We start from the raw sequence: 16,170 nt of genomic DNA, 5'->3' as shown, positions 1-16,170 counted from the left end.
CTGTGCGGTGAAAGGGCGGGCGCGTGACGGCTGCGGGCGCGGGTGAGGCGGGGGACGTACGGGCCGCGCTGGTGCGGCTGCGGCGCACCACGGGTCTTCCGGTGGCGTTCGGCGGGCTCACCGACGCGCAGCCCCACGCCGCCCCGCAGCTGCGGATCGCCGAGCTCACCGGCACCGGCACGCACGTCCTGCGCGGCCTCGGCATCCGCCTGGGCAACGGCCTCGGCGGCAAGGCCCTGGCCCTGGCCCGGCCGTGCGCCGTCACCGACTACAGCTCCTCGCGGCACATCAGCCACGAGTACGACGCCGCCGTGGAGGCGGAGGGCCTGCGTTCGGTGCTCGCGGTGCCGGTCGTGGTGCGCCGCCGGGTGCGCGGACTGCTGTACGGCGCCCTGCGCACCGCGCAGCCGCTGGGGGACCGCACGCTCGCTGCGGCCGTCGCCGCCGCGCGCGACGTCGAGCAGGCCCTCGTGGTGCGCGAGGAGGCCCGCGCCCTGGTGGCGGCGGCGCGGGACACGGCGCCTGCCGGGCCCTGGCCCGGGCCCGCCGCTTGGGAGCGCGTACGGGAGGCGCACGGCGCCCTGCGCGCGCTCGCGGCGCGCACGTCCGATGCCGCCCTGCGCCGCGAACTCCTCGCCGTCTGCACCACGCTGACCGCCGTGGGCGACTCCCCCGCCGTCGCCCTGACCCCGCGCGAACTCGACGTCCTGACCTGCGTCGCCCTGGGCACCACGAACGCCGCGGCCGGGGAGCGCCTCGGCCTGCGCCCCGAGACGGTGAAGGCCTATCTGCGCTCGGCGATGCGCAAGCTGGGCGTCCACACGCGGTGGGAGGCGGTGGTGGCGGCGCGGCGAGCGGGGTTGCTGCCGTAGCCACCGGTCGGGCGTACTGGCAACGCCACGGCGAAGGGTACTCAGCCCGTCCGGCGTTTGAGGACGAGCGCGCAGCGCGACAACCACCCACGGCACGCCACCGGACGCACGGCACCGCGCCACACGGGGGCGAAGGGGCGAAGCCCCGGGCCTACTTGTCGGGCGTACTGGCAACGCCACGGCGAAGGGTACTCAGCCCGTCCGGCGTTTGAGGACGAGCGCGCAGCGCGACAACCACCCACGGCGCGGCACCGGACGCACAGCGCCGCGCCACACGGGGGCGAAGGGGCGAAGCCCCGGGCCTACTTGTCGGCGGTCAACGAGCCCGCGGCACCCCAGCTTTCGGCCGCGTACTCCTCGATCCACACCGTGACGGTCTCCGCCGGAATCGCGTACGCGTCCACGAACGCGTCCGTGATCCGCCGCACCAGCTCCCGCTTGAGGGCGACGTCCCGGGGACCCTGCTGAACGGTGACGGTGGGCATGCTGAACTCCCTTGGCTACGGCCGGAATTACCGACGCGGGCGATGGTCCGAAGCACCGGCTGGAGCCGGCTCCTCGGTGTCCCCTGCGGGACGACACCAGTTCAGCCCACCCGCGTACCGCGACCAAGAAGCAGACCGCGATCGCGGCGATCACGAACCGAGATCGTCAGCGGCGGCCGCGCACGCCGCGAGGAACGCGTCGAGCGGAGCGGCGGCGTCCGGCGCGCCGTCCCGGACCGCGAGCCCCGTCTCCAGGGCGAGCTCCGCCGCGAAGGGCACGAACGCCACCCGAGGGCTGCGCAGCAGCCGCGCGTGCGACGCGTACACGACGGTCCACAGCGGCGCGGCCCCCGCGCCGATCGTCGCGAGGGTGTCCTGGAGCGAGCCGCCGACCGGCCCGCGCACCGGCGTGAACCCGGCCGCGTGGCAGGCGCCGACGACGAGGTCGACCAGGGCGGGGTTGGTGCGGCGCGCGGTGAGGGCCAGGGGCGCCTCCGCGAGGTCGGCCAGGGACGCCTCCGCGCGGGTGGCTACCGGGTGCCCCGCCGGTACGACCGCCACCAGGGGGTCCCGCCACAACGGCACGACCCGCACCCGGGACACGGGCTCGGCGGCCCGGACGAAGGCCGCGTCGAGGCGCCCGTCCGCGACCCGCGCGAACCGCTCCCCAGCGTGCACCGACACGAGCTCGACCGGCACCCCCGGCGCCTGCTCGGCGAAGCGGGCGAGGACGCGGTCGAGGTGCTCCCCGAGCCCCGTACAGGTTCCGAGCCGCAGGCCGCGCGGGCGGGCGCCGACCGCGGAGCGGGCCCGCTCCGCGGCGGCGAGGACGGCCCGCGCCTCGGGCAGCAGCCGCTCCCCCGCGGGCGTGAGCCGCACCTGGCGCGGCGAGCGGTCGAAGAGCTCGGCGCCGAGCTCCCGCTCCAGGCGCCGCACTTGCTGGCTCACCGCCGACTGCACGATGTGCAGCCGCTCCGCGGCCCGCCCGAAGTGGAGTTCCTCGGCGACCGTCACGAAATAGCCGAGCTGCCGCAGTTCCATGCCGGAAACCCTACGCAGCGGGTGCGCCCGCCCGGAGCGCGGGATCAGCCGTCGATGACGGCCCCGAACCGCACGTCGTACGAGGACGCGCCCGCGGCCAGCACGCGCGCCGTGCGGACAGCCTCGTCCTCGACGTCCGCGCGCTGCGCCTTGGTCAGGGTCCCGAACGCCTCGACGACGACCGTGGCCGCTCCGCCGCCCCCGCCGCCTGTCTCGTCGAGGCGCCACACCCCCGCGAGGAGGCCGTCCACCAGAAAGGTGCAGAAGGACTGGTTGGACTTCCAGTTGCGGGCCTTGTACGCGGCCGGGACGACGCGGGTGCGGTCGGCGTGGGACAGCAGGAGGTTGTCGAACTCGGGCAGGAAGCGCGGGGGCGCCGGTGTCTCCGGGTCGGGCCGGGGCGCGTCCGGCAGGTCGAAGAGCTCGACGCCGTCCTCGTCGCGGAACGTACGCAGCCGGGGCCGCAGCCGCTCGAAGGCGTCCCGGAGCCCCGTCAGACCGGCCCAGGCCTGCATGTCCCGCACGGAGGCGGGCCCGAAGGCGGCGAGGTAGCGCTCCACGACGGCGTCGGGCTCGGGCCGGTCCACGAGCGGGCGCCCCAGCCAGTGCTCGGCCGTGGTGAGCGCGACCCGGCCGCTGCGCCGCCACAGGCCGCGCGGGGTGACCTGGACCAGCGGGAGGCGGGCGCGGGCGGCGATGCCGAGCGAGGCCGGGTCGGCGTCCGGCCAGTGGCCCGCCAGCTCGTCGCGGAGCTGGGCGGGGGTGCGGGGCTCCTCCTCGACGTACGCGCGGGCGACGGCGGCGAGCCGGTCCAGGTCCACGCCGCCCAGGCCCTTGCGGAACGCCCGCAGCTCGCGGTCGACGGCGGCCTGGGTCAGCGGGCGCAGCGTGAGCAGGTCGTCGGCGGTGAGGGTGTGCACGGTGGAGCGCATGGTGACGGCCCGCACGGCCGCGCGGGCGCCCATCAGGTCCGAGAGCTCCTCGGGGGCGAAGCCGTCGAGGCGGGCGGCGAGCGCGTAGTACGGCGGCTTCACGTTCTGCGCCTGGAGGCCCACGAGGTGGGTGAGGGCGTCCGCGGCGGACATCCGCGCCCGGCGCAGCAGGAGCTGCCGGTCGAGGGTGGCACGGTTCAGCGCGCGGCGGCTCAGCACCGGGACCGACGGGTTCTTCGTCATGCCCGCACGCTAACGCGCCTTGCGGACAGCTACCGTCCGCAAGCCCGCCCGGGGTGGCGGCACACCGGGGTCACGCCCGCGTCATCTGCCGCATATATCCTGCTCAGGGCCGTCAGGCCCTGAGCAGGCAGTCGGCCCCGGCAACCGAAAGCCCGCCACCCCGACAAACGACGGGACCGACCGCCAACGAGACGACCGACCCGACAAGCGACGGAACCAACCAGCAAACGACAGACAACCGGCCCGGCGACCGAACAGACCGACCGGCGAGCGAGCAGGCAGACGGACCGGCGACCGAACGGTCCGCACGGACCGCAACGGACCGCACGGACCGCACGGACCGCACGGACCGACCGGACCGAACGAACCGACCGGACCGAACGAACCGACCGGACCGACGGCGACAGGAAGGGCCCCCGGTGACCCCGGAGCGACGAGCACACAGCCCCCGCCCACAGTCGGCGCGCAAGCACTCCTGGCGGCGCGCGGCGGAGCGCCGCACGCCCGAGGGGCCCAAGACCCCGCCGGCCGCCGAACCACCCCGCCGCCGCCCCGAGCGCACCGCGCCGCAGGCGCCGAGTGTGGTGCAGGCGGCCCTCTACCGGGACGGCATCCGCGTGTCCTCCCCCACGACGCTCGCCGAGACGTACCGCGAGCTGCGCGCCCGCCCCGACGGCATGGCGTGGATCGGCCTCGCCCGCCCCACGGAGGCGGAACTCCTCTCCCTGGCCGCCGAGTTCGACCTGCACGAACTGGCCGTCGAGGACGCGATGGAGGCCCATCAGCGCCCCAAGCTGGAACGGTACGGCGACACGCTCTTCGTCGTCCTGCGCGCCGCCCGCTACCTCGACGCGCCCGAGGAGGTCGACTTCGGCGAGCTGCACGTCTTCGTCGGCCCCGACTTCGTGATCACCGTCCGGCACGGCGCGGCCCCCGACCTGTCGGCGGTGCGCCACCGCATGGAGGACGACCCCGAACTCCTGCGCCTGGGCCCGGAGGCCGTCCTGTACGCCATCCTGGACGCGGTGGTGGACGGCTACGCACCGGTCGTGTCGGGCGTCCAGAACGACATCGACGAAATCGAGACCGAGGTGTTCAGCGGCGCCCCCGAGGTCTCCCGCCGCATCTACGAACTCGCCCGCGAAATGGTCGAGTTCCAACGCGCGACCCGCCCCCTGGTCGGCATGCTGCACGCCCTCATGGCAGGTTTCGCGAAGTACGGCACCGACGAGGAACTCCAGCGCTACCTCCGCGACGTAGCCGACCACGTCACCCACACCAGCGAACGAGTCGACGGCTTCCGCCAGGCCCTGGCAGACATCCTCACGGTCAACGCGACCCTGGTCACCCAACAACAGAACGCAGAGATGCGGGCCTTGGCCGAGGCAGGCTTCGAACAGAACGAGGAGATCAAGAAGATCTCCTCCTGGGCCGCCATCCTCTTCGCCCCCACCCTGGTCGGCACCATCTACGGCATGAACTTCGACACCATGCCGGAGCTGAGCTGGACCTTCGGGTACCCGTTCGCGATCGGGCTGATGGGTGTGGTGTGCGTGAGCCTGTACTTCATCTTCAAGCGGCGGGATTGGCTGTAGCGGGGCGCCGACGATCCTTCATCGACTTCGCGTGGGCGAAGGACCCGGCGGGTCCTGCTGCCCCCCTGGGGAGAATCTGGGGAGAATGAGCCGCGCTGAGGAACGGGGCACCATCCGCATCGCCAGCCATTCCGCAAGTTTCGGCCAACCAACTGCCGCCGGATCCCCGCGTACGCCGTCACGGTGAGTGTTGACTGAACGGCCACACGCGACCTGGACGAGTACGCGAAGGCGCACGGCATCAAGCACCACGAGGAGCGAGCCGGGCCTCAGGGAGCACGTCCACGACGCCCGGTGGGAGCCAGCCTCCCGCGCAAACGACAGCTCTCGCAGTCTCCAGTACAACGGTGTTGCTCACATCCCCGCGAAGGCGCGAGGCCAGGGTCTTCACACCATCCTGCTCCCCAGGCACGCGGTAACGTCCCTCATGAGGCCAACGGAGAGGGAGTACGCAGCATGCCGCAGGCCACGGCCACCACCGATCGCAACGCCCCACGCGGACTCATCCTGGACTTCGCCGGGGTACTGACCGCCGACCCGCGCCCCGTGCACCGCGCGTGGTGCGAAGCGGAAGGGCTCCACCCCGAGGCATGGCGTTCCGCTCTCAATGACAACCCCGAAGGCCGAAGGCTGTACACGGCGTTGGAGGTCGGGCAGATCGGCCAGGCCAAGTGGAACGAGGGCACCGCCAGCTTGCTCGGTGCGCATGTCGAACCGTCGAACCTGATGGGGCGCGCCTGGACCGGAGTGCCCGCAGCACGGCAGATGGCCGCTCTCGCACGGGCCGCCAAGGAAGCGGGCTACCGGCTCGCGCTCTTGTCGAACAGCTTCGGCCTGGACCCCTTCAACCCGTACGAACACGTGGGCATCTGGAGCCTGTTCGACGTACACGTCATCTCGGAGGCGGTCGGCATGGCGAAGCCGGACCCGGCGATCTATCGGCTGACGCTGGAGCGTCTGGGTCTGCCCGGCTCGGCCTGTGTGTTCGTCGACGACCATCCGGTGAACCTCCCGCCCGCCGAGGCCCTGGGCATCACCACCGTGCTCGCGACGCACGAAGCGGACACGGTCGCCGAACTGCAGGCACTCTAGGAGTGCGCGCCGACCTGGCCGCGTAGGAGCTGGATTCGGCCTTCGCACCAACTTCTCTCCAGCCGCAGAGTGTCGGCGAATACGCGCCACGGGTGCGTTTCACGACCAACCGGTCAGGATGGGAAGTGGCTGTCGTGCAATGGTCGGAGTACACCACCGCTGAGCGGCTCAAGGCCCTCCGCAGCGGCATGACGCAGGAACAACTGGCCGAATCCGCCGCTATGTCGGTCGGCGTCGTCCGAAAGCTGGAACGCGGCGGCACCGCCTCCCTCCCCTCCCTTGTTGTCCATCGCCTCCGCCCTCAGCACCGACATCGCCGTGCTCCTCGGCCAGCAGGCTCCCCGCCGGTCCATGGACCGCGACGAGCGGGCCGCCTTGCGCACCGTCTCCGCCGCCACCCACGACGCCGCCATCGGCATCCCAACCGACACCGAACCGGGCACCATCGATGAATTGCGAGCCGTCGTCGAGCGTGCCGACGCCGCCGACCGCAACCGCTGACCGATCCTGCTGCTTGCTCGGGGCGAGCAAAGCTGAGGCGGGGCGGCCTGGTGACGTCGTGGGCCCAACGGTAGAAGCCCGGCACATCGATCAACCTGGCCAATTTCAGGACCAGTTGAGACCGCGGAGTCGCCCAGTGTCGCTGGACATGCCGGGCAGACGAGCGGGGAAGCCGGCTGCCGCCCTCGCCCGCTCGCTTAGCGATCTCGCCGTCGGGCATCGTGAAGGACTCGGCTCATGACCCCCACCACGAGGACAGACCACGGCTGACGAGTTCGCGGACAAGACCCGAGACCACCCATCCTCCCGCTGTCTTCAGCGCTTCGAACCGCCAAGCCCGGTGCCGCCACTTCGCTGCGAATTCCTTCACCGCACGTCCTCTCTCCAGGTCCTGCCTCTCCGGCCGGTCGTCGGCCATTAGCCCGGATCTGTGCGGGGTTCAACGGGTCGGTTTCCCGCTGAACCCCGCATCGCCGCAAGCCAGACCTGATGGAATAGGCGTTCAACGGAAGTTCGGATTGAACAGGTGACGGATGGACGACCAGTCCGCGGCCGAGCGGCTCGCGACGGAGCTGAGGCAGCTGCGCACGAACGCCGGCTCCCCTACGTACGCCCAGATCGCGCAGTGGGGAAGCAGACAACGTCCCCCGGTCAGTCTCGGCAAGGGCAAGCTCAGCCTGTGGTTCAGTGGGAAGAGTGTTCCCGAGGACGACCGCCCCTTTGCCATCCTCGTGGAACTGCTCGAAGCCAGGGCCCAGCAGCAGTCCAGCACACCCCGGCGCGGCCTGGCCGCGTGGCAGACGAGACGAACGGCGGCGGACCAGGAACGACGCCGTCAGACCGGGGGGATTCCCCGGCGGACGGCGAGGGACGACCCGGCCGATTCCGGACCGAATCCGGGCACCTACTCGGTGCGTCCTCCGTACGGAGAGCTGCCCACCCGTCTCCATGGCCGGGACAGCCTGTTGGCCGATCTGAGAAGGGCACTGGCCGAGGGGTGCGAGCAAGTGCAGGTCCTGCACGGGCTCGGCGGATGCGGAAAGACAACAGCGGCGCTGCGGCTTGCCCGGCACGCCCGGGACCTTGGACACCAAGTGTTCTGGGTGTCTGGGACGACGAACGAGCGGTTGCTGACGGGTATGTCTCAGGTGGCCCGTGAACTGGGCGTGGCCGAAGAGGACCTCAGTCGCGCCTGGGCAGGGCAGTCAAGCGCGCTGGATCTCGTCTGGCGTTGCCTGGACCGTGCGGGCGAGCGTTGGCTGCTCGTCGTCGACGCCGTGGACGACCTATCGGTCGTTGCTTCGGAGCACGGCTTGCCAGGGGACGGCACGGGGTGGATCCGACCGAGTCGCTCCGGCCTCACCGTGGTGACGAGTCGCGTCGGAAACCCCCTGCTGTGGGGAACGGAAGCAGTGTGCCGAGCGGTGGACATGCTGTCCGCCGAGGACGGGGCGAAGGTCCTCACTGATCTGGCGGGAGACGCCGGGCCGACGGAGGACGCTCGTGCGCTCGCTACGAGGCTGGGTGGACTGCCCCTGGGACTGCACTTGGCAGGCTCATTTCTGGCAAAGGCACGAAGGAGCCTGGGCCTAGCGCGCGGCGTCGTGGACATCCGGCCCGTGGGGGACTTCGCGGGGTACAAGGCGGAACTCGACCGGCTGGGCGCCCCGCTGCTCGACGCGGGTGAATCACTCAGGTCGCCCATGAACGAGCAGCGGCTGCGCCGTTTGGTGAGCCACACCTGGGAGATCAGCCTCGACTTGCTCACCCGACAAGGGCTGCCGGAAGCCAGATTGCTCATGCGGGTCCTGTCGTGCTTCGCCACCACCCCGTTCCCCACCGCGCTGCTCGCCTACGGTCTCGTCACTCTGGAGGGCGGGTTCCCGGAAGGATTCGAAGAGGGCGAGGCAGCCGTCGACGCACTCGTCGACGTGGGCTTGCTGAACCTGGTCGACGTGGACGTCTCGATCGGCGGAAGCGGAAGCGGCACGGCGAACGCGGCAAACTTGTGTCTCACAGCTCACCCACTGGTACTGGAGACCAACGCGGCACAGGTGCGCGACGGAGATGAAACCGCTGAAGTGTGGCAGGCCAGCGCCCGCCTGGCGCGATGGATGGGAGGGGGCACGGATACGCCTGATCAATGGCGAAGGCGGCAGGTCCTGGTCCCCCATGTTCTGGCTGCCTTGCGCTCCGCTCCCGCGAACGACGTGGAGTCGCTGGCCTGGTTCGTCGAAGCCGGATGGGTCTCTTACGGCTACTGCCTGGCCTCCAACCATCGGGATCAGGCCGATGAACTACTCAGGTTGATGATGGAACGAGCCGCCGTTCTACCGGAAACCCGTCCCGTGGTCGGCGCGATTCGTGGCCAGTACTACGAGGCCATCGGCGATGTGGACGAGGCACGCCTGCTCTTCGAAGAGAGCCGTGCCGACCGGGGGCCACAAGACTTGGAGACACTGCAATTCCAGTTCCGATGGGCACGTGCCTTGCAGTCGACCCGCCGGCTACCTGCCGCGGAAGAACAGCTGCGCGCGGTTCTGGACGGGCTGCGCTCGAACGGCTCCTTGCACAACAGTTTGCTGGCGCACTCGGCCCTTGTACTGGTGCTCGCGGAACAGGGCAAGGAGGAGAGGGCGACCGCGGAGGCGCAGGCGCTGATGTCCGCCATCGAGACGGAACCGTCCGAACTGGACATCAGTCTGCTTCACCACGTGGGTCACGCACTCATGCAAACGCGTTATACGGAACAAGCAGAGAGCATGTACGGCGCGCTCCTTTCCCGACTCGACGAATCGGACGCACAGCTCTCCCCTCTCTATTACCACATTTCCCAGATCCTGCTCGGTCTGCTTCTGCACGGGGAAGGTGAACGCCCGGCCATCGCGTTGATCAGCCGTCTCCTCGGTCTCTACATGCCGGCCGGGAGCGACTCTCCGGTAGACCCCGCGAGCCTCGCCGACCTCATCCAAACCCGGCTCGACCTTCAGTTGGAACTGACGGAGTCCAGCGGCGCCGAGGACGAGCTGCAGAGGTTGCTGCGCGATCAGCTGAGCGTGAGCGGGAACATCGGCTTGCTCATCGTCGAGTTGCGCATCGCGCTCGCCCGCCTGTTCATCGCGCAGGAGGACTTCACACAGGCCGAGGAGCAGCTAGAGCTGGCCGAGAAAGCCGCAACCGCAGCCGACGGCGGCACGGTGCCCCTGTGGACGGTCTCCCTCTGGAATGCCCGGTGCCTGTGCGCTCAAGGCCGCTGCGTAGAGGCCCTGGGCTGCTACGAACAGGCGGTCGCGCTGCTCGCCGATGACCCCGACGGTACGGCGTGCATCATGGAGGAAGCCGCTCACTGCCTCGCCATGGCCTCGGGTGGCAATGCCCCACCCAGACAGCGGGAGCCCAGTGGAGGGGCAATGAATTAAGCACCACGAGCGACACGCCTACCACGCACCTGCACACCCTCTGCGGCCCCGAACACCACAGGCATCGGACACCGCCCAGCGTCATGAAACGGCACAACCGAGAGGCGAATGGGCAGAGAAGCCAACAGTGGGGTCAGTGCCCCAGCACCACTTCAAGGCGCCCACCGACGTACAGCCAAGGGCTCCGCACAACGGTCACCAATCACACCTGCCGACCCCATGTCGTTCGGACCAGGTTGAGGCGCTTCCGCCCTGGGAAGCTGGCCGGACACGAACATCGGCGCTCAGCAGATGCGGAAAGTGACAAAGCAATCGGGCCCCGAACTCTCTTGAGCCGCCTCCATCGAGCAAGCTCCATGGGGAGCATCTGGGGAGAATTGAGCCGCATGGGGAGCGTCTGGAGAGAACCGGCAACACAAGGCTGAACGAGCGTGAAAGAGTCTGAAAGAAGCATTCCCCCAGGTCAGGCCACCTCAGCAGCTCAAATGACCTGGTCAACGGGGTGAGGTAGAGGATTCCAAGAAGATCTCCTCCTGGGCCGCCATCCTCTTCGCCCCCACCCTGGTCGGCACCATCTACGGCATGAACTTCGACACCATGCCGGAGCTGAGCTGGACCTTCGGGTATCCGTTCGCGATCGGGCTGATGGGTGTGGTGTGCGTGAGCCTGTACTTCATCTTCAAGCGGCGGGACTGGCTGTAGCGGCGAGCACGACGAGGAGCTCACCGGTCTCAAGGAGCAGGTCCACGACGTGCGACGGGAGCCGAGGCCCTACGGGAAGAGCAGCCCTCCAACGCATCGGGTGCGCGTCGGGCCCCCGGTGGTGAAAGACTTTCCGTAGCGGCTAGGGGAGGCTCCATGGGTTTCGGTTTCCGTGTTGGTGTGCCCGGACTGAGTGTGCGTGTTTCGACCAGGGGCGTGCGGACGTCCGTCGGGCCGCGTATGGCACGGGTGAACGTGGGCGGCGGACGAACGACGCTGTCGTCCGGGATGGGGCCCTTCTACGCCTCCACCGCACTGGGCGGTGGGCGCCGCCGGACCAGTACGAGTCGCTCGCGGCCACGGGCCGCCCCCGCGCCCTCGGGCGCACAGCTGGAACGGGCCCGTCGGCAGGCCGAGCGGGCGCAGCAGGAGGCGGAACGGGACGCGGCCATCGCGCACTTGCGCGCACTGCGGCAGCAGATGACCAGCGTGCACCTGCAGTCGTTCGCCCCCGCACACCCGCCGGCCGTACCCGGGCCGCCGCAGTTGGGGCTGCCCTGGGCCCTGGCCGAGGCCAAGGCGTTCCACCTGGCGGGGCTCGGCGTGTTCGCCCGCTCCGGGCGTGCGGAGGCGAAGCTGCGGGCCGAGCAGGACGCGCCGGGGTACCTGGCCGCTGAGCAGGCGCGGTTGCAGGGCGTCCACGGGGAGCTGGCCGCCGAGGCGCACCAGTGGTGGCAGGCCCTCGTCGCGAACGACGAGGCGACCGTGTGCGAGACGGTCAACTACGCCTTCTCCGACAACCCCGCCGCAGGCTGCGCCGTCGGGGTCGACGGCTCCGTGATGTCCGTGGTGATGCGCCAGCAGGACATCGACACGCTGCCGGACCAGACCCCCGGAGTCACCTCCGCCGGGCGCCCCACTCTGAAGACGCTGACCAAGCGGGACCGGGTCCTGTGGTGGCTCACGGCCATGGGGTCCAACGTCATCGCCACCCTCAAGGAGGGCTTCGCCGTCGCGCCGGGGATCACCGCGATCGACCTCGCGGTGATCACGCGCATGCCGGACACCCAGCGGCTGGGATTCGCGGCGTACGGCCGGTGGTCCCGCCAGGCCGTCGAGGCGGGCCCCTGGAGGGAGCCGGAGGACGCGCTGCGGTTCCTCGACGTCGGCGATGACGTGGCCTGCGCCGTCACCACGACCGCCTCCGGGAACCTGTCGAGCGCCATCAAGCCCCTGGACACCAGTCGGCTGCCCGGTCTGCAGAGCCTGCTCGACCACGCCCAGGACGACGCCGCCTCGGTCGACGCCACGCTGGCCGACCTGGATGGCGATCTCCGTGCCACCGTCCCGGCCACCCCCGACGCACCGGCCCCGGACCACTATCGGATCCGCACCTTCGCCGAGTGGAGGACGCAGACCCCGTCCGTGGCCCCGCCGCCCGCCATCGGCGAGCCCGCTCCCGCCGCCCCGACGGCGCTCGTGCCGGGGCAGAACCTCACGTTGCCCGACGAGGCGTGGGACGGGCTGCACATCGCGTTCAGCTTCGGCGGCGCGGACGCCGACCTCACGCTCTTCCTCACCGACGCGCAGAGCCGGGTCGCCTCCGACGAGGACTTCGTCTTCTACAACCAGCCGTCCGCCGCCGAGGGAGCCGTGCGTCTCCTGGGGAAGCTGAACGACGGCACGCACACCGTGGAGCGCGCCGCCGTCCACCTCGCGGCCCTGCCCGAGCACGTCCAGCGCATGACGATCGCGATCAACATGGACGTCGACACCGGACTGACGTGCGGCTCCCTCACCCACGCGGAACTGTCCGTGGGGTGCGCCACCGCCGTCTGGGCCTTCCAGCCACCCGCCGACCCGGCCATCCGCGCGATGGTCGTAGCGGAGCTGTACCGGCACAGGTCCGCCGACGGCCGGCCGGTGTGGAAGCTCCGAGCAGTCGGACAGGGCTGGGCCGACGGACTCGACGACTTGGCCAGAGCGCACGGTGTCGACGTGGGGTAGCCCGTCGTGTCGGCGCCCACCGCAGTCGAAGCCATCCCCGACCTCGGCCCGTAGCAGCAAGCGGGCACCTGCGTTCAGGTCGCCCTGCGCCGGAGCACCGCGTACCGGGCCGGCCAGTCCGTCACCCCCGGTCGGCGGCCGAAGTCGGCGGTGTGGAGGGCGAGCACCGTGAACCACGGCGACACCGCGTCGAGGAAGGTCTTCTCCGTGGTCCAGGACGGTCCGCGTGACTGGTTCAGGGCATCCTCCTCGCTGAGCGCGGCGGCGCCGACGTGGAACCACAGTCCGCCGGGCCCGCACATCCGGGACATCGCCGCGGCGAACGTCCGGCGCTCGCCGTCGGTGGGGCAGGTGTGCAGGACGCCGCGGTCGAGGACCACCGGGAACGCGTGCAGGGGTGACGCGGGGTCGGTGGCGTCCAGGAGCTCGTAGCGCACCGCCGCGGTGGCCGGTGTGCGGCGTCGGGCCTCTTCGATCGCCCGGGTCGAGAAGTCGCAGGCCGTCACGGTGTAGCCGCGGTCGGCGAGCCAGCGCGCGGTGGTGCCGAGGCCGCAGCCGACGTCCATGATGCGGGCCGGGGGCGGAGCGTACGCGGCGAGGAGTACGCCGAGCACGGGTGGCGGCTCCTCGTCCCATCCGGCGACCGTGCGGTCGTACGTGTGGTCCCATTCGGCCGCGTTGAGGGAGCGCGGCGGCGCGGCGGATTCGTCGTGAAGCACCTTCCGTCACCCCACGACCGGCCAGCGGGTGATGCGCGAGGGCAACCACCACAGGAGGGAGCCGACCCGGTGCACGAGACCCGACTTCAGGAACGCCTCTATTTCTTGGGGCCGGAAGTCCGTGGCAGGGGCGCCGTCCAGGAGTGACGCCAGCTTCTCCTTGTTCACCTTGCGCATGATGACGCGCCGTTGCGTCCCGTGGCGCAGGTCGGTGACCTCCAGGAAGCCCCTGCCGCGCCGGTAGCCGCACTTGTTCAGGTGGAACGAGGTGCGCCACTGGTCGAGCACGGCGTCGCCGTCGGGGCCCGCCACCGAACGCGGGGGGTACAGGTGGCTGAACAGCCGCCATCGTCCGATCTCGGCTCCGAGGTCCAGATCCCAGTCGACGGAGAGGCCTCGTCCTGTCAACTCCCGTACGTGGGTGAGTCGTCGGACCGCCCCCCGGTCGCTTGCGTGAGGTCCAAGGGTCACGGGCTCGGGGAGGGCGACGTGCTGAGTGCCCCGGGCTGCCAGTTCCGCGACCGTTCGTACCGCGGTCTTCGCGGTGTCCTCGTACTGCTCCTCCCCCAGGTACATGCCGGGCCTCTCGCGCGCCTCTTCGTCGCGTTCCCGCCAGCATTGGAGTGTCGTCGCGGCGCTCGCTCGCCGGGTGCGGCTCCCCGCGTCGTGGAGCAGTGCGGGCACCAGCGCCGGACTGGCGTCCTGGGTGGTCCAGCGCAAGAGGTCCTGGTTGGCGGCGTGCGGTACGACGTGCACGCTCTGGCCGCCGTCTTCGAAGAGCAGTCCCAGCGTGCGCCAGCGGGCGAGCAGGGCCGACACGTCCGCCGCGGCGATGTCGTGCCGGTCCGCCCGGAGCTTGGTCAGCAGGACGTCGCTCGTGCTGGGCTGTTCGAGGAGGCGGAACGCGGCCGTCTCCCAGGGTTCCTCGATGGTCAGCGTCCGCCACGCGAAGCCGGGGCGGGTGTTGGTGAGCACGATCGAGTCCGCCAGGTCGCACTGGGTCAGCCGGCCCCGGGGGAACTCGTGGCGCCAGGTCTCGACGGCCTTGTCAAGGCGCTCCGCCTGCGTGCTGGAGATGCCTCGGTGCGCCGCGTCGAAGACATAGGCCATGTCGCGGAGTTCGGATTCCGGGAGGTCGTAGATGACCGCGTAGTGAGCGGCGGGGCTCAGGTCGCCGAAGCCGAGTTCCGGGCGGTTGAAGTAGGGGCTGAAGCGTTCGATGGCGATGCGGGTGACCCCGTTCGGCGGGGCGAGGTGGTGGATGGCCGGGAACTGGTCGATGACCGGTTCGTAGTCCTCCTCGGTCTCGCCCGGGAAGCCGTAGAGGTAGTTCCACACGACGCCGAGGCTCACCGACTCCGCGTCCCGCAGCATGCGGACGTTCTGGCAGCCGGTCACGCCCTTGTCCATCAGCTTCAGCACCCTGCCGTTGAGGCTTTCGATGCCGGGCTGCACATAGTGGATGCCCGCGGCGACGAGGGAGGCGAGCTGCTCGCGGCGCATGTTGGACTTGATCTCGTAGCTGATGCGCAGGTCGCACTCCGATTCCGCGAGCCTCGGGACCACGGAGCGCAGATAGGCCATATCAAGGATGTTGTCGGCGACGGCGACGTTGAGCACCCGGTGGCGCTCCGTCATCGCGAGCAGCTCGTCCACGAAGCGGTCCGGGCTCTTGCTGCGGAACTCCATGAACGAGCCGTTGAGCCCGCAGAAGGTGCAGTGGTGCTTCTGGCCCCACCAGCAGCCGCGAGAGCTCTCCACCACGAGGTGGGGCTCGGCCATGGCCCCGGCACGGGAGGCCGCGTGCTGCTCGAAGTAGTCCGTGTAGTCCGGTGTGACCAGGGCCGAAGCCGGCAGCGGGGCCGCGCTCATGGCATTGGCGTGCGAGGTGCCGTCCGCGTCGCGCCAGCAGAGTCCGGGAACGTCCGCGGGGCTCGACCCGTCGCGGAGGCAGGCGAGGAGCCGCGTGAACGACATCTCGCCCTCACCGCGATTGACGTAGTCGACGAACGGGAAGCCGCGGTGGAGCGCGGCGCCCATGGGGCCGTCGCAGTTACCGCCACCGAGGACCACAGGCACCTCGGGCGCCAGCTTCTTGATGAGTCTGGCCGCGGCGAGCACCGCGCTGTTCTGGGCGAAGGTCGTCGAGAAGCCGACGACGTCGGGCCGGTCGGCGAGGATACGGCGGACGAGGGACGCGATGTACTCGGGGGCGAGCGCGTGGAGTTGACGCCCCTTGTTGAGCATGTCCCCCGGCACGGCGTCCGCGACGAGATCCGCGAACTCGGAGTCGCGCCAGTGCGGATCGTCGTACAGCGCCGAGGAGAAGATCCACTCGCTGTAGCCGGTGAAGTAGGAGTCCCAGCAGAAGGTGTACTCCTCGCGCGTCAGGCCCGTTCGTTCGGTGATCCAGTCGAGGTAGTCCAGATTGGCGTTGACGACGTCGACGCGGCTGTCCGGGAACTCGTCCGCGACGCGACGCTTGAGGATCCCGAGGGCCAGGGAAGGGAAGTCGATCGAGGCCCAGGGCATGTTGACCAGGGTGATGTGCACCGTGTGACT

The 16,170-nt window shown here is 70.5% G+C and carries 11 protein-coding genes and 1 pseudogene; 7 read left to right on the top strand and 5 right to left on the bottom strand.

Translation table 11 applies throughout. From position 1 onward, the window contains the following. The first annotated feature begins 23 nt into the window (after positions 1–23). Positions 24–872: a helix-turn-helix transcriptional regulator gene (locus CP982_RS32440; protein ID WP_150513702.1), complete on the top strand. Its 849-nt coding sequence runs from the start codon at positions 24–26 to the stop codon at positions 870–872. A 302-nt stretch (positions 873–1,174) separates the two neighbouring features. On the opposite strand, the gene dmpI is transcribed toward CP982_RS32440, so the two are convergent. The 3 genes from dmpI to CP982_RS32425 all read right to left on the bottom strand — a co-directional run bounded on the left by dmpI (position 1,175) and on the right by CP982_RS32425 (position 3,573). After that, positions 1,175–1,357, bottom strand: a complete 183-nt coding sequence (gene dmpI / locus CP982_RS32435) for a 4-oxalocrotonate tautomerase DmpI (protein WP_150513701.1) — start codon at positions 1,355–1,357, stop codon at positions 1,175–1,177. Between the two features lie 150 nt (positions 1,358–1,507). Continuing rightward, positions 1,508–2,398, bottom strand: coding sequence for a LysR family transcriptional regulator (locus tag CP982_RS32430; protein ID WP_150513700.1), 891 nt, complete (start codon positions 2,396–2,398; stop codon positions 1,508–1,510). Positions 2,399–2,442: 44 nt separating this feature from the next. Beyond that, complete coding sequence (locus CP982_RS32425; RefSeq protein ID WP_150513699.1) at positions 2,443–3,573, bottom strand: winged helix DNA-binding domain-containing protein; 1,131 nt, start codon at positions 3,571–3,573, stop codon at positions 2,443–2,445. 419 nt (positions 3,574–3,992) lie between these two features. Here CP982_RS32425 and CP982_RS32420 point away from each other — a divergent pair, with 419 nt between their 5' ends. The 6 genes and pseudogenes from CP982_RS32420 to CP982_RS32395 all read left to right on the top strand — a co-directional run bounded on the left by CP982_RS32420 (position 3,993) and on the right by CP982_RS32395 (position 12,889). After that, on the top strand, positions 3,993–5,168 hold the full coding sequence (locus tag CP982_RS32420) for a magnesium and cobalt transport protein CorA (RefSeq protein WP_150513698.1): 1,176 nt from the start codon (positions 3,993–3,995) through the stop codon (positions 5,166–5,168). Between the two features lie 456 nt (positions 5,169–5,624). Then, the gene (locus CP982_RS32415; protein ID WP_150513697.1) at positions 5,625–6,260 is read left to right on the top strand and encodes an HAD-IA family hydrolase; all 636 of its coding nucleotides are present in this window, start codon (positions 5,625–5,627) and stop codon (positions 6,258–6,260) included. A gap of 282 nt (positions 6,261–6,542) precedes the next feature. Further along, complete coding sequence (locus CP982_RS43275; protein WP_229878624.1) at positions 6,543–6,761, top strand: hypothetical protein; 219 nt, start codon at positions 6,543–6,545, stop codon at positions 6,759–6,761. A 533-nt stretch (positions 6,762–7,294) separates the two neighbouring features. After that, entirely contained in the window at positions 7,295–10,180 is a 2,886-nt protein-coding gene (locus CP982_RS32405) for a tetratricopeptide repeat protein (protein ID WP_150513696.1), read from the top strand. 510 nt (positions 10,181–10,690) lie between these two features. Continuing rightward, positions 10,691–10,882 (top strand): annotated as a pseudogene (locus CP982_RS32400) (CorA family divalent cation transporter); the annotation flags it as partial. A 288-nt stretch (positions 10,883–11,170) separates the two neighbouring features. Next, positions 11,171–12,889, top strand: a complete 1,719-nt coding sequence (locus CP982_RS32395; protein ID WP_229878626.1) for a TerD family protein — start codon at positions 11,171–11,173, stop codon at positions 12,887–12,889. A 74-nt stretch (positions 12,890–12,963) separates the two neighbouring features. Here the strand turns inward: CP982_RS32395 and CP982_RS32390 are convergent, their stop codons facing one another. Beyond that, a complete protein-coding gene (locus CP982_RS32390) occupies positions 12,964–13,608 on the bottom strand; it encodes a class I SAM-dependent methyltransferase (protein ID WP_150513694.1) in 645 nt (214 codons plus the stop codon). Between the two features lie 6 nt (positions 13,609–13,614). Further along, on the bottom strand, positions 13,615–16,161 hold the full coding sequence (locus CP982_RS32385) for a RiPP maturation radical SAM C-methyltransferase (RefSeq protein ID WP_150513693.1): 2,547 nt from the start codon (positions 16,159–16,161) through the stop codon (positions 13,615–13,617). Positions 16,162–16,170: the final 9 nt, after the last annotated feature.

The sequence above is a fragment of the Streptomyces spectabilis genome, from assembly GCF_008704795.1.
GTDB classification, from domain to species: Bacteria; Actinomycetota; Actinomycetes; order Streptomycetales; family Streptomycetaceae; genus Streptomyces; species Streptomyces spectabilis.
This window is presented reverse-complemented; position numbering and strand designations above follow the sequence as displayed.